The organism is Methylorubrum sp. B1-46, assembly GCF_021117295.1.
Lineage (GTDB): Bacteria > Pseudomonadota > Alphaproteobacteria > Rhizobiales > Beijerinckiaceae > Methylobacterium.
This window is the reverse complement of sequence record NZ_CP088247.1, coordinates 778,297-785,000: the sequence shown is the minus strand read 5'-3', so window position 1 is coordinate 785,000 and position 6,704 is coordinate 778,297. Positions and strand designations below refer to the sequence as shown.

General features: G+C 71.4%; 4 protein-coding genes and 1 tRNA gene. 1 reads left to right on the top strand and 4 read right to left on the bottom strand.

Translation table 11 applies throughout. From position 1 onward, the window contains the following. Positions 1 to 30: 30 nt before the first annotated feature. From LPC10_RS03820 to LPC10_RS03805, 4 genes are all read right to left on the bottom strand, one after another. The gene (locus LPC10_RS03820) at positions 31 to 2,175 is read right to left on the bottom strand and encodes a helicase-related protein (RefSeq protein ID WP_231345532.1); all 2,145 of its coding nucleotides are present in this window, start codon (positions 2,173 to 2,175) and stop codon (positions 31 to 33) included. Positions 2,176 to 2,490: 315 nt separating this feature from the next. Beyond that, positions 2,491 to 2,580: transfer RNA gene (locus LPC10_RS03815), tRNA-Ser, on the bottom strand. Between the two features lie 158 nt (positions 2,581 to 2,738). Next, complete coding sequence (locus LPC10_RS03810) at positions 2,739 to 4,265, bottom strand: heme biosynthesis protein HemY (RefSeq protein WP_231345531.1); 1,527 nt, start codon at positions 4,263 to 4,265, stop codon at positions 2,739 to 2,741. A gap of 117 nt (positions 4,266 to 4,382) precedes the next feature. After that, positions 4,383 to 5,969, bottom strand: a complete 1,587-nt coding sequence (locus LPC10_RS03805) for a hypothetical protein (RefSeq protein ID WP_370644647.1) — start codon at positions 5,967 to 5,969, stop codon at positions 4,383 to 4,385. A gap of 157 nt (positions 5,970 to 6,126) precedes the next feature. On the opposite strand from LPC10_RS03805, the gene LPC10_RS03800 reads away from it, so the two are divergent. Further along, positions 6,127 to 6,663 (top strand): hypothetical protein, encoded by a 537-nt coding sequence (locus LPC10_RS03800; protein WP_231347151.1) that lies wholly within the window; start codon positions 6,127 to 6,129, stop codon positions 6,661 to 6,663. The last annotated feature ends 41 nt before the right edge of the window (positions 6,664 to 6,704 follow it).

The window sequence follows — 6,704 nt, the reverse complement described above, 5'->3', positions numbered from 1 at the left end:
AAGTGCGTCGGAGCGAACCGCGCCGATCCTTCACCGGCCGCCGACGGAACGCCGGGTTCGGCGCTCCGCCTTGCGGGTTGCCGTCTGCCGCAAGTGATCCTCGATCGCGTCGTTGGCGCGTCCGCGCATGTGCCGGATCGCCTCGACATCGTCGAAGGTCTCCGGAAAGCGCCGCGACAGCCACAGATAGGCGCTGGCAAGCTTCACGGTCCGCTCCTGATAATCGAGTTCGCCCGCGAGGCTCGCTCTCAGGGCGGGCACCGTCGCGCCCGCCGCCCGAACCTGACTCCACCGCTCCAGCATACCCATGGCGATCTCGTCGCGCCGGTTGATCGGGCAGACCGAGAAGACGAACTTCTCCTCGATCGGAAGACGCGCGCGGTCGATGATGCGCGCGATCTCCAGAACCTCCTCCAGGGCCGAGGGCTGGAACGGCGAGCCGGCATAGAAGGTGGCCCGCGCGAAATGCGTCATCACCTCGTAGAGGCTGGGCGTGCGCATCTCCTCCGCCACGGAGCGGATCGCCGTCAGGTCCGGGCGGACGTAGAAGCGCGTGTCGGCAGCCGGCGCCGTGGGCGCGCCGGCCAGGGCTGTCCGAACCGGCTCGATGGCCGTCGCCTCGGTTGCCGCGACGTAGCCGACCTCGTGATGGCCGTAGCGCCCGGCCCGGCCAGCGATCTGCCGGATCTCCGAATTGGTAAGCGCGCGATCCTCGACGCCGTCCCACTTGCGCACGGCTGAGAAGACGATCCGCCTCAGCGGACCCAGATTGAGGCCCATGCCGATGGCGTCCGTGGTCACGAGGACGTTGGCGTCGCCCGAGCGGAAGCGCGCCGCCTCGGCGCGGCGAACCTCCGGCGAGAGGGCGCCGTAGATCGTCGCGACCCGGTGCCCGCGGGCGACGAGGATCTCGCGATTTTCATGCACCGCGCGGCGGGAGAAGGCGACCACGGCATCGCCTGGCTCGACCTTCTCCAGCGGCACGGGCTCGTCCAGAAGCACGAGCGGCGACTTGCGCTCGAAGGCGATCACCTCGAGCGATTCATTCGCCGCTTCGGCGGCGCGGCGGACATAGGACAGGGCATCGTCCGATCCGCAAACGATGACGGTCTTGGCCGGAACACCGAACAGGGCGTTCGTCCAGGCCCAGCCCCGGTCCGGGTCCATGAGCATCTGAATCTCATCGATGACGGCGACGTCGATCGGGCGGGTGAGGTCGGCCGTCTCGATCGTGCGGGCCGTATGCGTCGCGCCGGCCTCTCCCAGCACCTCCTCTCCCGTGACCATGCCGGCGCGCAGGCCCCGCTCGCGCAGACCCTCATAGTTCTCCAGCGCCAGGAGCCGCAGTGGCGCGAGATAGGCGCCGGTGGGGGCGGCAGCCAGCACCTGCAGAGCTGCGTAGGTCTTGCCGGAATTGGTCGGCCCCATGTGGAAGACGATGCGGCGGTTCAGCCGGCGCGCCGCGGTGAATTTTTCGATGTAGGCGCCGAAGCCGACCTGATCGCGCAGGCGCCGCAGGCGTGAGCCTTCACGCGCCACGGCCTTGGCCCGCTGGCGAACCGGTGTCAGCGCATCCGTGAGGGCGCGGGCGAGCCTGGGATTGAGGTTGAAGGGGCGGGAGCGCAGTGAGCGGTCCATATGCTCGAGATAGGCAGCCGCGTCGGCGCCGACTTCGCGCAGATCGGAGAGGATCTGGCCTCTGAGCCGATCGATCGGCTTGCGCAGGTCGCGTGCCGTGCGTGCCGTCATCTCCGCCACGGCGGCACGCAGCTCCTCCAGCCGGCGCGCCGGATCGTTGCGGGCGGCCATGCCGTCGAGGATTTCGGCGATGAGCGGGTCCGGCGCAGCGTCGATGCGCAGATCCATCCGTCCGGCATCGAGCAGCGGGATGCCGATCCGGACACTCCAGCGGATGCTGTGGTCCTTGGACAGCGCGGCCCTCAGGGCAGGGAGCGCCCGCTTGAGGGCCGGCAACCCGGTCTCGGCAAAGGCGCGGGCTCTCTGCATCTCCCGCAACGCATGGGCCACGCGCTCGTCCTCGACCGCCGCTCCGAGTTCTGGAAGTTCGAGATGGGCACGCAGAGCCTCAAGATCGACGGTGTTCGGCGCAAGGCCGAGCCGGCCGACCGCCTCGATCAGGCTCTCAATGGTGGGACGGAGACGCTTGCGGGCCATCGACTCCCTTTCGACAGGGCGTCCGTCACAGGACCAGGCCTCGCGCGGGCCTGAACAGACGCGGCAACCGTGGCACGGTCTCTTGACGCAGACGAGGAGGGTGCCTCTTCGCCGAAGCAATCTCCACAGCGCGATGAAGGGTTCCGCCTCGAAATTTTACACGTTTTGAGGGATGAGTTCTTCGTCGCCAGCGCGAAAAGCGAGGTGGCTGCCAGTCAGGCTACAACCGCCGAAGCGAAATCACGAAAAGAGGATGAAGGGCAAGAAGGCTGCGATCCAAAATCGCGCGCGGAGACGATCGGTTGTGATGAATTCTGGCGGAGGGAGCGGGATTCGAACCCGCGATACGGTTTCCCGTATACACACTTTCCAGGCGTGCGCCTTCAACCACTCGGCCACCCCTCCGGAACCGGCCGGGGACCGACGCGCGCTCGGCGCGGGCGGTGGTCACTTGCGGCAGGTGGCGGGTCTGTAGCCGGGGCGCTGACATCTGGCAAGGCAGAGAATGCCACAGAATGCATGCCATGTGCGCCGCCCGGTGCTCGACCGGGCGGCGGGAGGCTTCACGCGATGCGGCGGGGGCGGTCCGCGGTCGTCTGCGGAGCCGGCGAGGGGCCGGCAGGGGCGTTGACCGGCGCGGGCGTCGACAGCGCAGACGGGGTGCCGGCACCGGTCTGGAGGAAGCCCGGTGTCGAGGGGGCCGGGCTGTCGCTCGTGACCGGGGCCGGAACGGGCGCCACCGGGATCTCGGCCGGAGCCGCCGGCTCAGTCGGGGCCGGCGCGTCATCCTCGTCGGGGCCGGCCAGGATCTCGGGCGGCGTCTTCCACACGAAGGCGTCGAGGCGGCCGGTGACCGGCGAGACCGGGGCCCAGCGCTCGGAGATGACGCCGTCGGCGATCCAGGCCGGGTCGCGCGGGGCGCGGGCGGCACGGGCGAGCCACTCGCGGGAGCGTCCGCTCTCGGCCCCGTGCTCGGCCGCCTCGATCCGCGCCATCATCCGGCAGACGCGCGCCGTCGGCCGGTCGTCGGTCAGCGGCGCCAGCGCCTCGCGGGCGCGGGCGAAATCCTTGGCCTCGGTCGCGGCCTGCGCGATCACGAGGCGCGATTCCGGATCCCAGGACGAGAGCTTGGCGAGGGTCTCGGCGCGGGCCAGACGGTCGCGGGCGGAATCACCGGTGCGCAGGTTGAGGTAGACCTTGGCGAGTTCCGGATGCGGCGTCGCCTTCCAGGCCGCCTCGACGATCTTGGCGGCCTTGCGCAGGTCGTTGCGCCGGGCGAGCAGACGGCCGGCGATGACGGCTGCGGGTACGAGGTCCGGGGCGAGCTTGACCGCTTTCAGCGCCTGCTCGATCGCGGTGTCGGGCTCGCCGGCCTCGTGGCGCTGGGCGGCCGCGGTGAGCAGGACCGCCCGCTGACGGCGTGCGGCGTGCTTGTCCATCAGGCCGAGCGAGGCACGGCGCTCCACGGTCTCCGTCGCGGCGGACCACTCGCCGTCGGCGCATTGCGCCTCCAGAACCGCCTCGTTCGCCCAGGTGACGCTCGGGGCGAGCCGGGCGGCCTCGGTGGCGTAGGCGCGGGCAGCGCCCTCGTCCTCGCGGCGGCGGGCTTCGACGAACAGGCCGCGCAGGCCGAGCACACGGGTCTCGGGATCGTCCGCCATGCGCTTGAACGCCTGCTCGGCCGCGTCCCGGTCGCCGGAGATCTGCGCCGCCTGGGCCTTGAGAAGGAGCGTCAGAGGCTGGCTGCCGAGCAGCCGCTCGGCATCGCCCGCGTGGCGGCGCGCGGCGAGCGGGTCACCGGAGCCGACGGCGATCATGCCCCGCGAGAGCGAGGCGAGGCCCTTGTTGCGGCGACGCTCGCGGGTCGAGCGGCTGATGCTGGCGGGCAGGCCGATCACGCCGGTCACGATCGCCCAGATCAGGCCGATGACGATGGCCGCCACCAGCACGCCGGTGAGCGCGATGGCGAGGCTCATACCGACCTCGTAGCCGTTCCAGACGACGGTCACGGTGCCTGGATGGTCGGCGATCCACACCGCGCCGTAGGCGGCGACGGCCAGGAGGGCCAGGAAGACGAGGGCGCGCCACATGGGTCAGGGCCTCCTTGGGAGCACGGGGAGCGGGCGCACGCGGCCCGGGCAGAGTGGAAGGGGGGAACGCCGCGCAGGGCGCGGCCGGTTCATGGTCATCGAGAGTGGCCTCGACCGTCAGCGCGCGGGAGGCAGGCCGGTGAAGGCGTCGGCCAGCAGCCCTTGCGCGGCGCGGCCTGCCTCGGCCCGCGCCGCGAGCCGGGCGCCGAAATCACCGCCCTGGGCCCGCGCTTCCTCGGGAAGCGCGGCATAGGCCTTGGCCGCTTCGGCGAGGTCCCCACGGTCGAGGGCCGCCTGAACCTGTCCGGTGGAGGTCTCGGTGCCCGCGCTCGACGACGCAGCGCCCGAGGCCGATCCCTCGACGCGCTTCACCTGCACGAGGGAGCTTGCCATGCTCATCAGCCGGTCACCGACATTGCCGGTCTCGGCCACGGCCTTCGCCTGGGCCGCGCGCTTGGCGTCGGCGATCTTCTCCGAAATTCGGCGGAACTCCGCCGCGAGGCTGGCCGCCGTCGGCGCACCCTTGTCGGCGAAGGGACCGAGCGCGTCGAGGCGCTTGGAATCCGCCGGTTCGAGGTTGCGCAGGCTGGCCAGCGCGTCCGGGTAGGGCTGGCCCGCCTCCAGCGCCGAGGCGATCCGGTCGGCCGCGACGATGCGCAGGGCCGACTGCACGGTGGTCTGCTTGGCGCTCTGATCAACCGCCTTGTCGAGGCCGGCGATCCGGTCCGACTGCTCCTGCAGCTTGTCCTGAAGCTTGCGCTCCAGGCCCTGCACGGCCTCCTCGGCACGGGTCCGGGCGGCGTCGGCGGCCTGCTTGCCCGCCTGGGTCGCCTCCTGGGCGGCTTGGCTCGCCGCAGCGAGGCGGCCCTCCAGCGCCTTCTGCACCTCGTCCACGCGCTTGCCGAGAGCGGCCTCGGCCGCCTCGTCGGCCTTGGCGCGGGAGGCGACCTCGCCCTGGAGCGCCGCGATCTTGTCCGCGAGGTCGGACGATGCGGCCTTTGAGTCGTTCGCTTCGAGCGCCTTGATCCGGTCGTCGAGGGCCGCGAGCGCCGTTGGATCCACGGTCGGCGCCGTCTTCACCTCCGCATTGCCGTCGCGGCCGGGCTCCTCCTGCAACGCCGAAACCCGCTGGTCGAGGGCATCGAGACGCGCTGTCAGATCCGCGGGGATCGCCGGGGCCGGAGCCGAGCCGTCGGCGGCGGGCGCGGCGCCCGCTCGCTGCAGCGCCTCGTTGGCGCGATCCGTCGCGGCCTTCGCCGCCGCCTCTGCTCGGGCAATCGCGTCGGGCAACGGCTTGAGGGCCTGTTCGTTGGCGGCCAGCCGCCTGTCGAGGCCGGCCACCGCATCCTTGGTGGCAAGACCCGCGATCGATTGGTCGAGATTGGCCAACCGCGGATCGGCTCCTTGCTGGTAGGTGGTGACGCCGTAAAGCAGGCCGGCGCCGATCAGGCCGCCGAGCAGCCCCGAGGCAGCGACCGAGCCGAAGCCGGGACCACTGCGGGCCGGCGCGGACGGCGCCGTTGCCTTGGACGCCTCTGTCTTGGGCGCTTCACCGGACGGCGACTTGGGCGAGGCGGAGGCACCCGGTCCCCCCTTAGCGGCGTCGGGCTTCGCGCCCGGCTTCGCCGAATCCGCCGGGTCTGAGAGACGCTTGGCCTTCAGGTCGAGAATCGGGCCTTCGGTCAGCGAGGCCGTTTCCGTCACACGGGTGGTACCCGGTGCCGTTCCGGGCTTCGCCTCCGGTCGGGCGTCAGGCTTGGCGTCCTGTGACTTCGGGTCTTGCAGCTTCGGGTCTTGCGGCTTGGCGCTCCCGGAAGGCGGGACTTCCGGCTTCACGGCACTGCTGCCAGTGGCGCCGGCTTTGGCGGGCGACTCGGGTTTCGCATCGGCGGGCTTGGTCCCGGTCGCGCTCGGCGGCACGGCGCTGCTTCCGGTCGGGCCCGGCTTCAACGGTGCGCTGCCCCCCGTCGGGCTCGCGCCCGTGGGGTTGGAGGCGGCCGGTGTTGCGGAGCCGGTGGACGGCTTTCCCGGCTCGGCGGATTTGCCCGAAGCGGTCGATCCTGCGGCACCGGCCGAACCGGCGGAAGGGATGGCGCTGCTGCCCGTCGGCCCCGACTTCAACGGCGCATCCGCCTTGGCATCCAGCGGACGGCCCGAGGCGCCCGTCGGCCCGCTGCCGGACAGCGCACTGCTCCCGGTCGGTCCGGGCTTGGCCGGTTCCGAGGCAGTCGGTCCCGTCTTGGTCGGGTCGGGCTTCGCGGAGGCGGCGGTCGCTGAAGGTTCGACCGGCTTGCCCATCACCTTGGGATCGGCGGGCCGTGACGAATCCCTCGTCGAATCCTTGGCCGACTCCTTGCCTTGCTCGGAAGCCTTGCCCTGCTCGAGAGACTTGCCTTGATCGAGAGACTTGGAACCGTCCCTGGGGCCGTCCTTGGGTGA